At 76.5% G+C, this 17,551-nt stretch carries 16 protein-coding genes; 7 read left to right on the top strand and 9 right to left on the bottom strand.

The annotated features are described in order from the left end of the window. The first annotated feature begins 415 nt into the window (after window positions 1-415). The 5 genes from lanKC to ACQUFX_RS32330 all read left to right on the top strand — a co-directional run bounded on the left by lanKC (window position 416) and on the right by ACQUFX_RS32330 (window position 7,019). Window positions 416-3,127 carry a class III lanthionine synthetase LanKC gene (gene lanKC, locus ACQUFX_RS32310; RefSeq protein ID WP_428967148.1) on the top strand — a complete coding sequence of 904 codons (2,712 nt, stop codon included), beginning with the start codon at window positions 416-418 and terminating at the stop codon, window positions 3,125-3,127. Continuing rightward, entirely contained in the window at window positions 3,117-3,668 is a 552-nt protein-coding gene (locus ACQUFX_RS32315) for a flavoprotein (RefSeq protein ID WP_428963900.1), read from the top strand. Before lanKC ends, ACQUFX_RS32315 begins: the two co-directional genes overlap by 11 nt. After that, window positions 3,665-4,900 carry an MFS transporter gene (locus tag ACQUFX_RS32320; protein ID WP_428963901.1) on the top strand — a complete coding sequence of 412 codons (1,236 nt, stop codon included), beginning with the start codon at window positions 3,665-3,667 and terminating at the stop codon, window positions 4,898-4,900. Before ACQUFX_RS32315 ends, ACQUFX_RS32320 begins: the two co-directional genes overlap by 4 nt. A 71-nt stretch (window positions 4,901-4,971) precedes the next feature. After that, window positions 4,972-6,171, top strand: coding sequence for a JmjC domain-containing protein (locus tag ACQUFX_RS32325; RefSeq protein WP_428963902.1), 1,200 nt, complete (start codon window positions 4,972-4,974; stop codon window positions 6,169-6,171). 98 nt (window positions 6,172-6,269) lie between these two features. Then, the gene (locus ACQUFX_RS32330) at window positions 6,270-7,019 is read left to right on the top strand and encodes a lysophospholipid acyltransferase family protein (RefSeq protein WP_428963903.1); all 750 of its coding nucleotides are present in this window, start codon (window positions 6,270-6,272) and stop codon (window positions 7,017-7,019) included. A 93-nt stretch (window positions 7,020-7,112) separates the two neighbouring features. On the opposite strand, the gene ACQUFX_RS32335 is transcribed toward ACQUFX_RS32330, so the two are convergent. From ACQUFX_RS32335 to ACQUFX_RS32355, 5 genes are all read right to left on the bottom strand, one after another. After that, entirely contained in the window at window positions 7,113-7,970 is an 858-nt protein-coding gene (locus ACQUFX_RS32335; RefSeq protein ID WP_428963904.1) for a hypothetical protein, read from the bottom strand. Window positions 7,971-8,042: 72 nt separating this feature from the next. After that, a complete protein-coding gene (locus tag ACQUFX_RS32340) occupies window positions 8,043-8,759 on the bottom strand; it encodes a response regulator transcription factor (protein ID WP_428963905.1) in 717 nt (238 codons plus the stop codon). Further along, window positions 8,729-9,949, bottom strand: coding sequence for a hypothetical protein (locus ACQUFX_RS32345; RefSeq protein ID WP_428967149.1), 1,221 nt, complete (start codon window positions 9,947-9,949; stop codon window positions 8,729-8,731). The genes ACQUFX_RS32340 and ACQUFX_RS32345 overlap by 31 nt, the downstream gene beginning before the upstream one ends. Before the next feature lie 109 nt (window positions 9,950-10,058). Next, entirely contained in the window at window positions 10,059-11,306 is a 1,248-nt protein-coding gene (locus tag ACQUFX_RS32350) for a sensor histidine kinase (RefSeq protein WP_428963906.1), read from the bottom strand. 226 nt (window positions 11,307-11,532) lie between these two features. Beyond that, window positions 11,533-11,694, bottom strand: a complete 162-nt coding sequence (locus tag ACQUFX_RS32355) for a hypothetical protein (RefSeq protein ID WP_428963907.1) — start codon at window positions 11,692-11,694, stop codon at window positions 11,533-11,535. Window positions 11,695-11,719: 25 nt separating this feature from the next. Between ACQUFX_RS32355 and ACQUFX_RS32360 the strand changes: the two genes are divergently transcribed. Continuing rightward, window positions 11,720-12,250, top strand: coding sequence for a CGNR zinc finger domain-containing protein (locus tag ACQUFX_RS32360; RefSeq protein WP_428963908.1), 531 nt, complete (start codon window positions 11,720-11,722; stop codon window positions 12,248-12,250). Here the strand turns inward: ACQUFX_RS32360 and ACQUFX_RS32365 are convergent. Beyond that, entirely contained in the window at window positions 12,236-13,129 is an 894-nt protein-coding gene (locus tag ACQUFX_RS32365; protein ID WP_428963909.1) for a septum formation family protein, read from the bottom strand. The genes ACQUFX_RS32360 and ACQUFX_RS32365 overlap by 15 nt on opposite strands. A gap of 183 nt (window positions 13,130-13,312) precedes the next feature. Here ACQUFX_RS32365 and ACQUFX_RS32370 point away from each other — a divergent pair, with 183 nt between their 5' ends. Further along, entirely contained in the window at window positions 13,313-13,858 is a 546-nt protein-coding gene (locus ACQUFX_RS32370) for an RBBP9/YdeN family alpha/beta hydrolase (protein WP_428963910.1), read from the top strand. A 27-nt stretch (window positions 13,859-13,885) separates the two neighbouring features. Here the strand turns inward: ACQUFX_RS32370 and ACQUFX_RS32375 are convergent, their stop codons facing one another. From ACQUFX_RS32375 to ACQUFX_RS32385, 3 genes are all read right to left on the bottom strand, one after another. After that, entirely contained in the window at window positions 13,886-14,728 is an 843-nt protein-coding gene (locus ACQUFX_RS32375; RefSeq protein ID WP_428963911.1) for a hypothetical protein, read from the bottom strand. Continuing rightward, window positions 14,725-15,879, bottom strand: coding sequence for a WxL protein peptidoglycan domain-containing protein (locus ACQUFX_RS32380; RefSeq protein WP_428963912.1), 1,155 nt, complete (start codon window positions 15,877-15,879; stop codon window positions 14,725-14,727). Before ACQUFX_RS32380 ends, ACQUFX_RS32375 begins: the two co-directional genes overlap by 4 nt. A 90-nt stretch (window positions 15,880-15,969) precedes the next feature. Continuing rightward, window positions 15,970-17,472, bottom strand: coding sequence for an HtaA domain-containing protein (locus ACQUFX_RS32385; protein WP_428963913.1), 1,503 nt, complete (start codon window positions 17,470-17,472; stop codon window positions 15,970-15,972). Window positions 17,473-17,551 lie beyond the last annotated feature (79 nt).

Here is a 17,551-nt window from a genome sequence, read left to right on the forward strand (position 1 = left end):
GGGATGCGGGGTGTCCCCGGTCCGTCCCGCCGCACGCCCCAACCGTCCCGTACCGGTCGGCGGCCCGCCCGGCGGGCACCCCGCAGGTTCGTCGGCCAACCCCCACCTTTCCGGTACGACCATTGATGATCTTGATGTGGCGGGCTTGGCTGTGGACATCCGATCGGACGGAATTCCCGCACCACCGACTCAAGGAGATCGCCATGATGCACGAGGTTCTGGAGCTGCAGGTCGTGGAGACCGAGGACGCGGAGTTCCTCCCCGAGGCCCCGATCACCGACGGCAGCGGGGTCAGCTTCACCTGCTGAACGGGCCGCGCCCGGGACCCGCGCTACCGACGGGTCCCGGGCGCCCCCCGTCCGCCCCGCCACCCCAGGACGTCCCCACCCACCCGACGGAGGTTGCGTTGCGACTCATGGACTCCCTGCGGGCGTACACGGTGAGCGACCCGCTGCACTTCGAGCGCCTCGAACACCGCCTGCCCGCCGACGACCTGCTGGCCCTCGTCGAGCGCCGGCTCGGTGGCGACGCCCCGGTGGACACCTCCGGCATCTGGGCCCGCTGCCTGCCCCGGCCGATGGCCGACCTGCCGGCGTACGGGTGGAAACTGCACGTCTCCAGCCGTCCCGCCGACGTGGCCGCCGTCCTCGCCGCCGTCGTCGACGAGTACGAGGTCGAGGCGTTCAACTTCAAGTGCGTCCGGGACTCGGCCCTCGCCCTGTCCCAGGTCGCCCGCTGGTGGCCCCGGGGCGGGGCGGGCAAGGCCGTCACCGTCTACCCCGAGTCGACCGCGCACGCGCTGCGCCTCGCCGACCGGCTCGCCCGGCGGCTGGCCGGTTTCGACGGCCCGTACATCCTCAGCGACCGTCGGTACCGGGACAGCCGCGTCGTGCACTACCGGTACGGCACCTTCCGCTCCGGCGGCGGCATCGACGCCGACGGCCACGCCACCGCCGAGGTCACCGGCCCGGACGGGACCGTCTGGCAGGACGACCGGGCGCCCCGGTTCGCCCCGCCGCCGTGGGCCGGCGACGACCCCTTCCCCCCGGCCGAGGCCGACGACCCGGCCGCCGGCTCGGACCTGCTGCGCCGGTACCGGATCACCGGCGTGCTGCGGCACACCACCGCCGGCGGGGTGTACGCGGCGACCGGCCCGGACGGCCGGGACGTGGTGATCAAGGAGGCCCGCCCGCACACCGCGATCGCGCCGGACGGCTCCGACGCCGTCGAGCGGCTGCACCGGGAGCACCGGTACCTGGAGAAGCTGGCCGGCACCGGGGTCGCCCCGCGCGCCCTGGAACTGGCCACGGTCTGGGAGCACACCTTCCTCGTGCAGGAACGGATGCCGGGGATCACCCTCCAGGTCTGGCTCGGCCGCAACCAGCCGCTGGCCCAGGGACACCGCGACGCCGGCACCCACGCCACGTACCGGTCCCGGGTCGCGTCGCTGCTCGCCCAGTTGCGGGCCGCCCTGGACGCCTGCCTCGACCACGGCGTGGTCTACAACGACGTCTCGCTGAGCAACATCATCGTCGACGGCGACGACAGCCTGCGACTCATCGACTTCGAGTCCGGCCGGGAGGTGGGCAGCGACCCGCACCGGTACCAGCGCACCGCCGGCTTCGCCCCGGCACCCGACTCGCCCGCCTGGTCCGACCACGAGCAGTGGCTGCGGTTCGCCGTCGCCGCCGTCGAGGCCGCCTGCATCGCCCCGCGCAACTCGCTGTTCGGGCTGGACCCGGCGGCGGCGGGGCGGAGCATCGCGCACGCCGGCCGGCTCGTCGGCTGGGACACCGATTCGCTGCTGGCCGCGCTGGAACGCGGCGTCCCCGGCATCCGCCCCGCCACCACCCGCCCCGGCCCGGCACCCACCGCCGGGAGCGGCACCGGGTCCGGCCCCCGGGCCTCGACCGCAGGGCCGGCCGGGGACGCCTCGACCGCCGGGCCGGCCGGCGACGCCGCCGAAGCGGTCGACCCGGGGGACCCCGGCCGGGTGGCCGCCGACATCGCCCGGCACATCCGGGCCGGCGCCACCCCGGACCGCGCCGACCGGCTCTTCCCGGCCGACCCGGAACTGTTCCGGACCAACCCGCTCTCCGTCGCCTGGGGCGCCACCGGCGTGCTGCGCGCGCTGCGGCACCTCGACGGCGGCGTCGACCCCGACCACCTCGCCTGGGTGCACCGCCGCCTCGACGCGGGCCGCCCGCTGCCCCCCGGCCTGTACGTCGGGGCGGCCGGCATCGGCGTCGCGCTGCTCGAACTCGGCGCCCCGGAGCGCGCCGCCGACCTGCTCGAATCGGCCGCCGTCCGGGCCGTCCGGGACCCCGACCTGCCTGCCGACGTGGCCACCGGCCGGGCCGGCATCGGGCTGGCCCTGCTCGCCGCCGCCGACCTCACCGGCGACCCGGCGTACCTCGACCGGGCCCAGGCCGTGGCGACCACGCTGCGCCGCGAGGCCGAGGACGACGGCTCCGGGCTGTGGTGGGCGCCGAAGGCCGGCACCGCCCGCTCGATCGGCTACCTGTACGGCTCCTCCGGCGTCGCCGGCTTCCTCACCGCCCTCGCCGTCGCCACCGGGCAGCGCCAGCACCTGCGGACCGCCCGCCGCGCGCTCGGCCACGACCTCGACCGGGGACAGGTCCGCGCCTGTGGCGGCCTCGGGTACAACGCCCACGTCGGCGGGGTCGCCTACGAGCCGTACTACTCCCGGGGCGGCTCCGGGGTGGCGATGGCGGTCACCGCGCTGCTCGCCGCCACCGGGGACGAGCGGCTGCGCGAGCTGCTGCCCCGGATGGTCCGGGGCCTGGTCACCCCGGTCACCGTCCAACCCGGACTCTTCACCGGCGGTGCCAGCATCGGCGAGATGCTGCTCGACGTGCGGGCGGTGCTGCCCGCCGAGCCGCAGGTCGACGCCGCACTGGAACCCCTGGTCGCGGCGATCTGCGCGGTGTGCCGCCGGGGCCCCGACGGGGTCGCCGTGCCGGGTTCCGGCCTGGTGCGGTACAGCGCCGACGTGGCCACCGGAGCGGCCGGGGTGGCCCTGTTCCTGCGCCGGCTCGCCGACGGTACGCCCACCGCCGACCTGCGGTACGGCCGCCCGCTGCCGGGGGTGCGCGATGGCCGGTGAGCGTACCCATCTCGGGGTGGTCTGCACCGGGGCCAGCGGGGCGCTCGGCCTGCCGGCGCACCTGGCCGCGTGGCGGCGGGTGGTGGACGCCCCGGTCCGGCTGCTGCTGACCCGCTCGGCGCTCGGCTTCGTCAACCCGGACGCGCTGCGCTGGCTCGCCGACGAGGTGGTCGAGCCCGGCGACCGGCGGTTCAACCCGGTCGGCTTCGGCCGGACCGCCCGGCTGCTGGTGGTCTGCCCGGCGACCACCAACTTCCTGGTCTGCGCCGCCCTCGGGCTCGCCTCGACACCGGCCCTGACCGCGCTGCTCGCCCACCCGGACCCGGCGTTGTTCTTCCCGCACACCGACCCGGTGATGTGGTCGGCGGAGACCACCCGGGACGCGGTGGACCGGCTGCGCGACCTCGGCCACACCGTGGTCTCCCCGGAACGGGAGGAGGCGTACCGGATGTTCGACCGCAGCTTCGCGGAGAGCCGGCCGATGCCCCAACCGGCCCGGACCGCCGAGATCATCGGCAAACGCTGGGCCGACCTGCCGTGACCGGCCGCCTGTCCCTGCTGCGTGCCCGGCCGGACTTCGCCCGGTACTGGTGGGGGCAGGCGTTGTCCCAGTTCGGCAGCCGGACCGGGGACGTCACCCTGCCGCTGATGGTGCTCACGCTCACCGGCTCGCTCTGGGCCGCCGGGCTGGTCAGCACCGTCCGCCTGGTCACCCTCAACGCCGCCCGGCTGCCCGCCGGGGTGCTCGCCGACCGCTGGGACCGCCGGACCGTGATGGTCGCGGTGGACGTGGCCAAGGCGGCGATCTGGACCGCCCCGGCCGTGCTGCTCCTGCTCGGGCAGGCGCAGTTGTGGATGCTGGTCGCCGTCGGGGTGCTCGACGGGCTGGTCAGCGCGATCTACAACCCGGCGGCCGGGGCGGCCCTGCGCCGGCTGGTCGACGACCACGAACTGACCCCGGCCGTGGCGCTGAACGAGGCGCGCAGCTACGCGGCCGGGATGGCCGGGCCGATCGTCGGCGGGGCGCTGTGGGCGGTCGCCCCCTGGCTGCCGTTCCTGCTCGACGGGGTGACCTTCCTCGCCTGCGCCTGGCTCACCGTCCGGATCACCACCCCGCTCGGCGGCGGGGCGGCGGCGACCGCCGACGGGATGCTCGCCGGCATCCGCTCCGGGCTGCGCTTCGTGGTGCGGCACCGGTTCCTGCGCACCATGACCCTCTGGGCCGCGCTGCTCAACTTCGCGACCGCCGGGGCCTTCTTCGGCATCGTGCCGCTGCTGGAGTCCGCCGGCACCTCGGGCACCGTGATCGGGGCGGCCACCGCCGCCGTCTCCGCCGGAGCGCTGCTCGGCGCGCTGGCCGCGCCCCGGCTGGCCGGCGACCGGCCGTACCCGGTGCTGCTCGCGGCCGGGGTGGTCGCCGTCCTGCTCACCACCGCCGTCGCGGTCCGCCCCGACGTGACCGTCACCGTCGCCTGCCTGGCCCTGCTCTCGGCGGTCGGACCGGTGCTGGTGGTGCTGCTCACCGCCCGGATGTACCGGATCGTCCCGGACGAGGTGATGGGCCGTACCCAGAGCGCGATGCTGCTCGTCGGCTCCCTGCTCTACCCGTTCGGCTCCGTCGTCGTCGGCGCGGTGTGGCAGGCCGCCGGCCCGTCGGCGGCGTACGCCCTGATCACCTGCTGCCTGCTCGGCTGCGCGGGGCTGTCGCTGGCCCGGCCGATCCGGGCCGAACTGGCCCGCGCCCCCGCCCCCGCCGAGCCGGTACCGGCCTGACCGGCCGCTCTCCGCGACCGGTCCCGCCGCCGAACCCGACCCGCCGCCGGCCGCATTCGAAGGAGGAACCCATGTCGTCCGTGCTCGCCCGGCTCGTGCCGGACCCGGAGAAGTTCCGCGCGCACCCGCCGACCGAGCCGGTCGTCTGGCACCAGCCGCCGGAGCCGGTGACCGAGCTGCTCCCGCTGGCCTCGGTGGACACCCTGCTCGCCGAGGGGTCGCTGCGGGCCAGCATGCTCAGCGTGGTGCTCGGCGGCCAGCGGCAACCGGCCACCGCGTACACCTGGGGGCAGCGCCCCACCCAGCCCGGCTTCTCCGACGTGGTCCGGCCGGCCGAGCTGACCGCGCTGCTCGACCGGGGGGCGACGCTGGTGCTGGAGTCGCTGCACCGCACCTGGCCGCCGGTGGGCCGGCTGTGCCGGCAGCTCAGCCGGGAGGTCGGGGTGCCGGTGCAGGCGAACGCCTACCTGACGCCGGCCGGGGCGCAGGGCTTCGCCCACCACCACGACACCCACTCGGTGCTGATCGCGCAGACCGCCGGCAGCAAGACCTGGCAGCTCAGCCCGCCGATCGTCACCGACCCGCTGGAACACCAGCCGTTCCGGGCGGCCATGGTCACCGACGAGCACCGGCGGCAGTTCGCCGAGCCGGTGCTGGAGGCGGTGCTGCGCCCCGGCGACGTGCTCTGGGTGCCGCGCGGCTGGATCCACAACGGCTTCGCCACCGACGAGCACTCGCTGCACCTGAGCCTGTCGCTGCCGCCGCTCACGCCGTACTGGGTGGCCACCGAACTGGTCCGTACCCTCGACGGCGACGAGCGGTTCCGCCGGGACCTGCCGTGGGGCTTCGGCCAGGACCCGCAGCTACGCCGGGAGGTGGTCGCCGAGGTGGTCGACCTGCTGGCGGCGGCCCTCGGCGACCTGGACCGGGACGCGACCGCCGACCGGCTGGCGGGGCGGTGGCGGCGGTACTTCCTGGAGCCGGAACGCCGGCCGGTGGAGACGGTGCTGGGCGCCCCGCTCGGCCCGGACACCCCGCTGCGGCCGGTGCCGGAGGCGGTCTGCGGGACCGACCAGCTGCCCGACGGGCGGCTGCGGCTGCACCTGGCCGACAGCGCGCTGCTGCTCGACCCGCCGGCCGCCGAGCCGGTCGCCGCCTGGCTGGCCGACGGGTCCACACCACGGACCGCCCGGCAGCTCGGCCTGGCCGAGGCGGCGGGGGTGACCCTGCTCCGTGGACTGCTGGGCGCCGGGGTGCTGCGGCGGGCCTGACCCGCGCCGGCGCGACCCGGCGCGGCCGTTCTGACCTGCTCCGGGACACCCCGCTCCGCGCCGGTTCGACGCCCGGGGCAACAGGGTACTGTCGCCGCATGCCGGAACTCGTGTATCCGCCCGTGATCGCCGCCGCCAGGACGATGTTCCGGGTGCTCGACCTGCGCCTGACCGTGGAGGGCTCGCACCACGTGCCACGGACCGGCGGGGCGGTGATGGCGAGCAACCACATCAGCTACCTCGACTTCATCTTCTGCGGCCTCGGTGCCCTGAAGTCGAAGCGGATGGTCCGGTTCATGGCCAAGCAGGAGGTGTTCGCGCACCGGATCTCCGGTCCGTTGATGCGGGGCATGAAGCACATCCCGGTGGACCGGCAGGCCGGGGCCAGCTCGTTCCGCGCGGCCGTGGAGGCGCTGCGGCAGGGCGAGGTGGTCGGCGTCTTCCCGGAGGCCACCATCAGCCGGTCGTTCACCGTCAAGGAACTCAAGAGCGGCAGCATCCGGATGGCCCGGATGGCCGGGGTGCCGGTGCTGCCGACCGCGCTCTGGGGCACCCAGCGGCTCTGGACCAAGGGCCGCCCGCGCACCCTCACCCGCCGGCACACCCCGGTCACCATCCTGGTCGGCGAGCCGATGGACCCGGCCGACTACCCGAACAGCCCGGCGATGGCCGCCGCGCTGACCGAGCGGCTCAGCGCCCTGGTGGACCGGGCCCAGCGGGAGTACCCGGAGACCCCGTCCGGGCCGGACGAGACCTGGTGGCAGCCCGCCCACCTGGGCGGCACCGCGCCCACCCCGGAGGAGGCCGCCGAGCTGGACGCCCGGGGCGACCGCACCCCGACCGCCTGACCCGTCACCCGCCTGGCCCGGCACCCGCCTGACCCGTCACCGCCTGACGGCCACCCGGCTGACCGGCACCGCCTCCGGGTGCTGCGGCGGCGGTCAGCAGGCCGAGCCGGGACGGCTCGGCTGCGCCGACCGGGCCGGGCGCGCCCACGGGCCGGACCGCGACGACGCGGCCGTGGGCGAGGTCGAGCGGCCCGTGGGCGAGGCCGACGGGCCGGGCCCGACCGTCGGGCCGGACCAGTCCGCCCCGGCCGGGCCGGGACCGGCCCGGTAGTAGTCGTCGCGGGAACGGAACTCGACGGGCAGCGCACCGGCGAGCGCGACCCGGGCGCCGGCCGGCAGGGGGGCCGGGCCCACCTGCCGCAGCAGATCGTCACGCTCGGGCGGGGAGAGCTCGACCAGTTCCGGCCGGGTCAGCCGGAACGTGGACACGAACCGGCGGAGCTGTCGGCCCAACTCCGCGACCTCCCCGGCCGGCCCGGTCAGGGCCAGGGTGGGCTGCCGGATCGTGCGGAGCGTGTCGCAGACCACGAACAGCTCGTTCTCGTCGCCCGCCCCGGTGGGCCGCAGCTCGAGCCGGGACGGCCACTGCCAGCGGAGCTGACCGGTGACCAGGCGGGCCCGGCCGGTCGGGCCGTGCTGCCGGGGGCCGTCGTCGGCGGGGGCGCGACGCCGACGGGCGGTGTCGACCAGGGCCAGCGCCGGACCGGTGCAGACGTACACCAGCCGCCGGTCGGTGACCGTCACCGTCGCCGCCGTCGGCAACGCCCACTGCCGTCGCCCCTCGGTCGGCCCGAGCAGGTGCCCCGACACCCGCAGCCGGCACCGGCCGGCGACCCGCTCACCGAACTCCGGCACCACCTCGTACCGGCGGTCCAGCACCGGGCCCTCGTCGTCGTCCGGCGCGTCGAACCGGTGCGGGCCGATGAAGAACGGGTACGCGTCGTCGCGCATGGGTCGACCTCCCGCCGCAGAGGGACTGTCAAGAGAGCTTCGCCCACCCCGTTTGTGGTGTCATGACACCCGTTAGGGGGTCGGCCGGTCGTACGCCGCGTATGACCGGTAGTTGCCGATCTCTTCCGGCCGGACGAGGCCGTCCTCGATCGCGCGGGCGAGCAGGGCGGCCTTGGTCGCCGCCGGCCGGCCCGCCCGGGTGTACTTGATCCGGGCCCGGTCGACGTACTGCTTCACGGTGTGCTCACTGATCTGCATCCGCCGGGCCACCGACGCCTTCGACATCGACTGGAACCACAGCAGCAGCGCCTCCCGTTCCTTGTCCGACAGCGCCGGCCGGTCCGGTCGCGGGTCACCGACCATCGCCCCGGCCAGGGTCGGCGACACGTACGGGCGGTCGCTGGCGGCGGCGAGGACAGTGGCCACGCAGTGCTCCCGCCCCTCGTGCTTGGCGAGGAACGCCACCGCCCCGGCGTCCAGCACGGCGAGCATGGTCGCCGGGTCGGAGTGCTCCGAGTAGACCACCACCCGACGCCCGGCCGCGCTCAGCTCGGCCAGCTTGTCGATCACCATGCGGCCGTGCAGCCGCAGGTCGAGCAGGACCACGTCGGCCTCCGGCGCCTCCCGCAGCACCTCGTCCGGATCGTCCCCGGTCGCCAGGACGGTGAGCCGGGGCTCGGTGGCCAGCCAGGCGCGGACCCCGTCGATCACCACCGGGTGGTCGTCCACGATCGCCACGCCCACCGGCCGGGTGCCGCTCACCGGCTCCGCCACCGGGTCTGCGTCCATCTGATCGTCCCGTCCCGCTCGTCGAGGTGCGTCACCTGGTCGTCGTCCGGGCCCGGGTCCGGCGGGCCGGTGGCGTCCGGTGTGCCGTGCGCCGGGCCGCCGTCGTCCGGGGTGACCAGCCCGACCACCACCTCGTCCGGACCGCAGACCACGGTGAGCCGGGCCCAGCCGCGTGCGTCGACCAGCGCCGTGGTGAGTGGCTCGGCGAGCCGGCGGCGGATCCGCACCGGCAGCGCCGGGGGGACGCCGACGGTGGCCAGGTCGATCCGGATCCCGTTTCGTTCGGCCAGGTCGGCGGCGGCCCGAAGCTCGTGCAGCAGGGGGTCGGGCACGTCGTCGGACTCGGCGATGAGCCGGCGCAGCCGGGCCGCGGCGAGCGCGCAGCGCCGCTGCACCCCGGGGTCGGCGGGGTCGGCCCGCCCGGCGGCCAACTCGGCGAGCACCGTCCCGGCGTCGTCGGCGACCAGGGCGAGCCGGTTCCGTCGGTCGCGCCGGGCCCGCTCGGCGGCCTCCCGTTGCGTCGTCGCGGCGTGCGCGGTCGCGGCGGCCTCGGCCCGCTGCCGGGCGAGGGCGGTGATCGCGGCGCTGCCGAAGAAGACCGCCACCGGCAGCGACGCCGTGCCGTAGCCGTACATCGCGTACCGGGCCAGGTCGGCCGGGTCGGTCGCGCCGTGCCCGAACAACGCGCCGAGGGCGATCGTCGAGTGCGCGCCGAGCAGCACGACCAGCCGGCTGACCCGGCGTCCCCAGCAGACCAGCACGAAGAACCAGCCCAGCGTGCTCCACGCCCAGTTCGCGGCGGTGAAGAGCTGGTCCGGGCCGACGGCGGCGAAGACCGCCACGTCGACCGCGAGCAGCAGCACCGACAGCCGGCGGACCGGCACCCGGCGCCCGGCCAGCAGCCGGCCGGCGGCGAGAGCGCCCACCCCGGCGGTGACCAGCCAGCCGGCGGCCACCACCGCCGGGGCGGCCAGGTGCGGCCAACCGCCGAGGACGGCGGGCAGGCCGATCGCCACGTGCCACGCCGCCGCGATGGTGACCGCCACGATCCGCCCGCCGCGTTCCGAGGCCCGCGCCACGCCCGTGCCGGGCCGGTCCGCCGGAGACCCACCCGCGCCGGGCGCAGCCGTGCCGGGGTGGGCCGGGGTGGGTGGCCCCGGCGGGTGGGCCGTCGACCGGGCGCCGGGCAGCGGACCCCGTCCGGTACGCGCCCCGGTGGGCGGGCCCGTCGGGGGGTGTCGCGCGCCGAGCGTCGGCTCCGCCGGGGGCGGGCCGGGGGCCGACGGCACCGTACGGGGCTCAACCGGCACGGGGCCACTCCAGCCGGATCCGGGTACCCGCGCCGGGGCTGCTGTGCACCGTCACCCGTCCGCCGACGGCCTCGGTGCGCCCGCGTACCGACTCGCGCAGCCCGTACCGGTGCGCCGGCACCCTGCCGGGGTCGAAGCCGGGGCCGTCGTCGGTGACCTCGACCACCACGGCGGCCGGGGCGCCGGTCAGGCGCAGCGTGACCCGCGCCCCGGGGGCGTGCCGCACCACGTTGGACAGGGCGGCCCGGGTGCTCGCCGCCAGCGCGTCGGCGACCGCCGTCGGCACCCGGCACGGCGGCAGCGACGCGGTCACCGGCAGGTCGGGCAGCCGATCGAGCACCGCACGTAGCCGGTGGTCCAGGGCCGCCGTGGGGCGGTCGGCCCGGGTGCCGTCCGTCGCGTCGGCCGTTCTCGCCGCGTCGGCCGTTCTCGCCGCGTCGGCCGTGGTCAGCGGGTCGGTCTGGTCGGTCGGGCCGGTGAGGGTGCGCAGGTCGGCGGCGCACCGGTCGCGCAGGGCCGGTGAGCCCTCCCGGACCGCGCCGAGCCCGACCATGGTGAGCGTGCCGAGCACGGTGTCGTGCAGGTCGCGGTTCTGCTGCCGTTCCACCTGCCGGGCGGTGCGGGCCGCCACCGCCTCCCGGGTCAGTCGCTGGTAGTCGGCGAAGGCGCGGTCCGCCCGCCCGATCCGCCGCCGCATCACCGAGGTCATCAGCGCGGTGCAGCCGGTCTGGACCAGCAGGGTGGCCGCGTGCGCCCGCGCCTCCCCGCCCTGCCCGGCCCACGACGCGCCGGTCGCGTACCCGGCGGTGACCAGCAGCCCGGCCGGCAGCGACCAGCGTGGCGGCGCGGTGGCCTGGGCGTTGATCACCGTCGTGCTGGCCAGGACGGCGACCCAACTGCCCTCACCGGGCAGCACCTCGGGGGCGACGAGGTGGGGGATGAGCAGGCAGGCGGCGGTGGTGAGGGCGACGTCGCCGAGCACCAGCGCCGGCCGGAGGCCCCGGCGCAGCGCGTGCGCGGCGTACCAGAACGACCAGGAGGTGAGCACCACCACGGCGGCGACGAGCAGGGGCACCCGCACGGGTGGGGTGCGGACGGTGAGCGCCACCGCCGCGCCGGCCAGCCCGCAGGTCAACCGGAGCAGCGCGGGCAGCGTGGTGAATATCAGGGTGAACGCGCCGCCGGCCGGCCTGTCCAGCGGGGTCGACGGAGCGGGTGGCGCGGGCACGGCCGACATCGGGAGGCGTCCTTCTGTGGCGACACGACCCGATCCGGGTCCGCGAGGGTGTCGATCGACGTCGGAGAATAACACGATACGTCGCGCTGAGTCACCCACCGTACTCGGTTCGGATCGTCCCCTCAGGTCGCCCTGCCGGTCCGATGTCGTTCGACGCCGACCCACCGTCACCCGGTGTTACCGCTCGGGCGCGGTGTTACCGGCGGTCACAAGGCCGTCGCCTCGCTCAGGGGTGGCAGGCGGCGGTGAGCGGGCGGGTCTCCCCGACGGCGGTGAGCAGGACGTGCCAGCGCCCGCAGGCGCAGCGCTGGTAGTGCACCCGGCCCTCGCTGGTCCGGTGGGTCGACGTGGTCCGGCTGGCGTGCTGGTGCGCGGCGGTTCTCGACATGACGCCAGCATGGTGTAATGCCATTGTGCAGATCAACCCTTACGGTGCGGACGCGGTGCGGCTGGCCCTCGACCTCGTCGTCCACCCGCCGGAGACCGCGCCCGAGCTGGCCGCGCGGTGCCGGGCCGCCGGCCTCGTGGTGGACGTGCCGGTCGCCGCCACCGACCTCGCCGCCACCCGGGACTTCCTGGCCGACTGGCTGGCCGTGGTGGACGCGGCCGACCCGCCGGCCCGGGCCGCCCTGCTGAACACGCTGCTGCGGGAGGCGTCGGCGCATCCTCGGCTCACCGACCACGCCGGCACCGGATGGCACCTGCACTACCGCGACCCGGACCTGCCCCTGGCCGGGGTGCTGCGCGCCCTGATCAGCGTCGGGACCGCGCTGCACCTGGCCGGCCGGGGTATGCACCGGCTGGACCGGTGCGGGTCCGCCGACTGCGACCGCCCGTTCGCCGACGTCAGTCGCACCGGCCGCCAGCGGTACTGCTCGCCGGGGTGCGCCAACCGGGACGCGGTCCGCCGGCACCGGTCCCGGGCCCGGTCAGTTGACCGGTAGCACCGCCGGCCCGCCGCCCCGTACCGACCCGGTCAGTGGCCGGCCGCCGGACCAGAAGAAGCAGCGCACGCCCCGGTCACCGCGCGCCCAGGCCTGGGCCGAGGGCAGCCGGTACGCCGACCCGGTGCGGTAGCGCAGCTCGTCGTCGACCGGTACCCGGGCGTAGCGCGCGATCACCTGGCGGCAGCGGGTGTGCACGGTCTCCTCGTCCCGGTCCACCTCGCCGTGCCAGCCGTCCGGGGCGGTCCAGGTGCCGGCGTACTCGAAGCGGTGCGGCCCGGCGCAGGGGGCCTGCCGCAGGAGGCGTCCCTCGTCCTCGTCGAAGCAGGTGAGCCGGACCGGCGAGTCGCCGGTCAGGGCACCACGCAGGCTGCCGCTGTACGGGACCGCCGAGTCGCTGTCGCCGTTGACCCCGTGGACCTCGTCGAGGACGAACAGGTCGCAGCGGTACCACCGGCTGCCGCCCGCCCAGCCCACCGGTGAGGTCGGGGTGGCCTGTACGGACAGCCGTCCGCCCCGCCAGTCGCCGCCGACGAAGTCCCGGGCCCTGCGGTCGCACTCGGTGAACGTGGCGCGCAGCGCCGCCGACCCGGCCTCGGGCGGGTGCTCGCGCCGCGCGGTCGCGCCGGTGAAGGTCCCGACGTGGAACGTCTCCGCCAGGTGCGGCCGGGCGCAGTCCACCGGCCGGTACGAGGCCAGTCGGCTGGTCGGCTCGACCAGCGCGTGGCAGTCACCGGCGCGGGCGACGAACCGCTCCGCCTCGGCCACCGGCAGCCAGTCGTCGGTGAGGTCGCCGTCGGTGCCGGTCGGTGCGCCGAACCCGGTCAGGACAGCCGCCACCAGCGCGGTCGCGACGACCGCGCGCAACCAACGTCGCATATGGACTCCCCGAGACCCCCGTGAGGACCGGCGCAGCATACGACACCGGGGCCGACCCGCCGCCCGCCGTCACCACGCCCGACGACGGGCCGGGACGCCACCGGACCGCGCCGGGGCTGCCCGCCGTGTCGGCGTCCGCGCCGGGGCCACCGGCGGGACGGTCCGGCCACTAGCATCGGCGGCATGACCCGGGTCCTTCTCGTGCCGGGGCGGGGTGAACCCCGGCCCGAGCACTGGCTACGGCGATGGTCGGCGGCGAACCCGCACCACACCTGGGCCCCGGAGCCGCCCGGCCCGCCGTACCGGGTGGACGAGCGGGTGGCCGCGCTGCACGCCGTGCTGAGCGCCGCCGAGGAGCCGGCGGTCCTCGTCGCGCACAGCGCCGGCTGCCTCACCGTGGCGGTCTGGGCGAGCCGGCACACCGGTCCGGTCCGGGCCGCGCTGCTGGTGACCCCGCCGTACGTCGGGCCGGACTGGCGGCCCGGCCCGGACGACCCGCCGGACAGCTTCGTCGGCGAGGTGCCCCGTGCCCGGCTGCCGTTCCGGTCGATCGTGGTCGCCAGCCGCACCGACCCGTACGCCACCGTCGAGCAGTTCCACGGGTACGCCCGGGACTGGGGTGCCGAGCTGTACGACGCGGGGGAGGCCGGGCACCTCGACGCGGCCAGCGGGTACGGGCCGTGGCCGGCGGGCGAGCGGCTGCTGCGGCGGCTCCTCGACGGGTCCTGACCCCGACTCCGCCGCCGGCGGGCGGGGCTACCGGGCGGAGCGCCGGCTGAACAGTCGCCGGAGACCGCTGACGAGCAGCACCAGCGCCACGGCGGGCACCACGAGCAGGCCCCACGGTCGGCGGTGGGTCTCCACCGCGAAGGCCAGCGGCTCGCCGGGCGGCTCGATCCGGCCGTGCACCTCGTACCGGCCGAGGAGAGCGGCGTCCAACGGCACCGGGACCTGGTAGTCGCGGGTCTGCCCGGCGGGGACGGTGCCCAGCGCCGGTGCGGCCACGATCGTCGGTACCCCACCGGCGGGGCCGGCGAGCAGCGAGAACGGCGGGTCGACCACGTCGGTGGGGCCCGGGTTGTGCAGCGTGAGGTGCAGGGTCAGCTCGCCGGGCAGGCCGAACCACCCGCCCACCCCGGAGCGGTCCACCGCCCGGAGCCCGGCGAGGGTCAGTTCCGCCGGCCCGGCCTCGGTGACGGCCGGCGCGCGGACGCCGGCCAGCGGCAGCGCCACGGTGGCCCCGGGGGTGCCGGTCGGGGTCCGGACCCGCAGCAGGCAGGGGCAGGCGACCGGCGGCGCGGACAGCAGCACCGGGACCCGGGCGCTGCCCGTCACCGGGATCGGGGCGTGGGTGGCCCGGTCCGTCGCGCAGTCCAGCGCGCCCCGCCGGCCGTCGTTGCCGCAGACCTCGATCTGGACCGTGCCGGCCGGCCAGCCGTCGAGGTCGACCAGCACCGGCTGCCCCACCGCGAGCGGCCCGGCGGGTACGGCGACCCGGGGCGGCGTGGCCGGCGCCCCGCCGGGGGCGGGGGCCGGGGCGGAGCCGGCCGGCGCCAGCAGGGCGACGAGGGTGGCGACGGCGGGCAGGACCCGGTTCACGGTGTGCCGGTGGCCGGGGCGGTGGCGGCCGGTGCCCCGTTGTCGGCTCCGGTGGTCGGGCCGGTGGCGGCGGCCGTCGATCCGTTGCCGGCTCCGGTGCTCGGGTCGGCCGGGTCGGCGGCCCGGCGCTGGCGGCGGCGTCGCCACCACCGGACGCCGAGCCAGCCGGCCCCGGCGGCGAGCAGGGCGAGCAGCAGCCACGGCGGGGCCCACACGCCGGCCGAGCGCAGCACCGGGGGCAGGGCGGTGTCCGTCGTGGTGGGTGCGAGGTCCACGGTGGCGGTCAGCCGCCCCGCCGGTGGCACGCCGGTGATCCGTTCGGTGACGGTGAAGGTGGCGCCGGGCAGCAGCTCGGGCAGGTCCACCGGGGCGGTCCGGGCCAGCTCCCAGCCGAACGGCCCGGCGACGGTGACGGTGCCGGTCCCGCCGACCCGGACGTTGCCGGTGTTGCGCAGCAGGTAGGTGACGACCAGGTCACCGCCGCCGAACGGGTTGACCGGGTTGTCGTACGTCACGGCGACCGACTCGACGGCCACCGCCGGCCTCACCTCCCCGGTCACCCGCAGGTAGACCCGGGCGGCCAGGCGCTGGTCGACGAGGACCTGCTGCCCGTCGGCGGTGGTGCGGGCCTGGGTGACGGCGCCGATCACGCCACCGGCGTGGTCGCCCGGGGTGGCGTTGGCCGGCACGCTGAGCCGGAACGGGATGTCGGCCCGCTTCCCGGGCTCGACCGTCCAGCTCCGCCGGTCGAGGTGCACCCACGAGCCCACGTCGGTGGCGGGCTGGGCGGCGGGCAGCAGCGCGAACGCCCCGTCGGCGGTGGTGTACGCGTCGGTGCCGTACACCTCGAAGGTGAGCGGCCGGTCGCTCAGGTTGGTGATGCCGACGTGGTCGGTGAGGGTGCTGCCCGGCGCCAGGTCGTAGATGAAGTAGTTGCGTCCGGTCGGCCCCTCCGGTCCGGACGGCTGCACCGCCCACCGGGCCGGCGCGTCGCCGCCGGACGGGGACGTGCCGCCGGTCGGTGCGGGCGTGCCGCCGGTGGCCGGCGCCGGGGTGGGCGCGGCGGCGGCCGGCGGCGCGGCCCCCGCCGTGGTGACCAGCACGGCGGCGAGTGCGGCGCAGGCCCGGGACAGGGCGGTGACGAGGGGCATCGATGGCTCCGGGGAGGAGTGCGCAGGTGGCGGCCGGCCCGGTGGGGCGGGACGGTGATGTCCCACCCCACCGGGTGACCCGGTGCCGACCTAGGAGAGGGTCAGGGTGAGGGTCGCGCTGTAGTCGCCCGGCACGGCGGACGCCGGGACGCCCAGGTTGAGCTGGGCGCCACAGGTGAAGGTGCCGTTGCTCGCGCCGGTGGCCGAGGTGCACAGCGACCGTGCCGAACCCAGGCCGGAGCCGGGTGCGGCGGCGGTGCCGGGGGTGACCACACCGGGCGTGCCGCCCAGCGGGTCGTCGACCACCGTCGCGTTCGGCACCCAGCCGAGGCTGTCGGCGGCGATGGTGCCGCCGCCGGTTGAGGCGAAGTCGGAGACCTGGCCGACCAGGCTCCAGCCGGCGTTGGTGCCGCGCAGGTCCGACACGGTGGCGTTGTGCAGCGCCCCGCTGGCCACCTCGCCGTTGCTGACCGCCGGCAGGGCGACCGTGTTGCCGGCCACGCCGAGGGTCAGCGGGCCGCCGGTGACGGTGGCGGTGATCCGCTGGTCGGCGTCGCCGCCCCCCGGGCCGCCGGTGGTGGCGAAGGTCACCGGGGTGAAGGTGTCCTGGCTGCGGTCGGCCGAGCCCCGGGCCGCGAAGGTGATCACGTAGCACTGCACGGCCGTGCAGTCGACCTGGTCACCGTTGCGGTCGGTGTAGACCGCGCTGATCGGCAGGGTGGTGCTGAACGTGCCGTCGGCGTTGAGCCGGTCGCGGGCCTCCGTCGGCTCGTTCGTCTTGTTGATCCACTTGGTGACCTGGAGGACACTCGAGTTCGCCCAGTGCTCGGCGACCTTGGGCCCGAAGGAGAGGTAGAACCCGGCCGCGTTGTTGGCCTCCGGGTCGAAACCGCTGCCCTGCACGGTGATGGTCGCCCCGGCCGGGTCGAGCCCGCTGGCCGGCGTGACGGTGACCGCGGGCCCGGCCGGCTCGACGTCACCGCCCGTGGTGAAGGTGAACGACAGCGGGTCGAGGGCGTCACCGGCGACGTAGAAACCGTTGAAGGCGGAGGCGCCTTCGGTGGTCAGCGTCGCCGCCAGGTTGGTGCCGGTCACCGTGCCGTCGCCACCACCGGTGCTGCCGCTGAGGGTGGCGATGGTGGCCTGCCGGACCGACACCGGCTCGGCCGCCGTGGTGGTCAGGTCGACGTCGGCCTTCAGCGCGGTGGTGCCGCCGGAGACGGAGACCGTCGGGTTGGCCAGCTTGATGGTGAAGAAGTGCGCCGGGTACGAGAAGACGATCGCGCCGCCGTACTCGGCGCTGGTCGTCCCGGTGGCGGCGTCGTGGGTGCCGCCCGTCGACGGGAAGGTGAACGTCCCGTCGGCGTTGATGGTGGCGCCGTTGCTCGCCGCGATCGGCGGGTTCCCGTTGCCGGTCTTCACGTAGTTGCGGAAGGACGCCTTGAAACCCCAGGTCAGGCTGCCTCCGGTGATGTCGGCCTCGGCCGCCGAGGCGGGGCCGGCGCCTACGAGTGCGGCCGATGCGCCGAGGACGGCGACCGCCGCCCACCGCATCGACCGTCGCCAGGCGGTACCGGCTCTGGATCGGACCATGCTGTTTCCCTTCACGAACCTGTTACGGACGGTGTCTGAGGTTAGGCAAACCTAACCACTGTCCGCATCCGGCGTCCGG

Origin of the sequence: Micromonospora fluostatini (assembly GCF_050410825.1) — a bacterium.
Classification (GTDB): Bacteria; Actinomycetota; Actinomycetes; order Mycobacteriales; family Micromonosporaceae; genus Micromonospora; species Micromonospora rosaria.